Below are 426 nucleotides of genomic sequence, written 5' to 3'. Positions count from 1 at the left end.
ATGGAGGAGGAAGAGGGATTCGAACCCCCGCGCGGTATGACCCGCCTGTCGGTTTTCAAGACCGATCCCTTCAGCCAAACTTGGGTATTCCTCCGTACTAACTACGAAACTAATGGTGGACCTTGTAGGACTCGAACCTACGACCGGACGGTTATGAGCCGTCTGCTCTAACCAGCTGAGCTAAAGGTCCAAGTTGAAGTTCTTTTACTCTAATGTTAAAACCGTCTGTCCCCATCTCAGAAAGCTTACTCAAGTAGCAGCTCGATGGTGACAACTCGCAGATTTTCATAGGAGCTTTGCTCGTTGCTCTAACCAGCTGAGCTAAAGGTCCAAGTTCTATAAATATATCTGGTAGCGGCGGAGGGGATCGAACCCCCGACCTTACGGGTATGAACCGTACGCTCTAGCCAGCTGAGCTACACCGCC

At 50.9% G+C, this 426-nt stretch carries 3 tRNA genes; all 3 read right to left on the bottom strand.

Annotated elements, in window-relative coordinates:
- Nucleotide 1 precedes the first annotated feature (1 nt).
- The 3 genes from AC3A54_RS25530 to AC3A54_RS25520 all read right to left on the bottom strand — a co-directional run bounded on the left by AC3A54_RS25530 (nt 2) and on the right by AC3A54_RS25520 (nt 426).
- A tRNA-Ser gene (locus AC3A54_RS25530) sits at nt 2–94 on the bottom strand.
- A gap of 19 nt (nt 95–113) precedes the next feature.
- A tRNA-Ile gene (locus tag AC3A54_RS25525) sits at nt 114–190 on the bottom strand.
- 159 nt (nt 191–349) lie between these two features.
- Nucleotides 350–426 (bottom strand) — tRNA-Met (locus AC3A54_RS25520).

Source organism: Neobacillus sp. Soil_C_43 (assembly GCF_057656715.1).
This window is presented reverse-complemented; position numbering and strand designations above follow the sequence as displayed.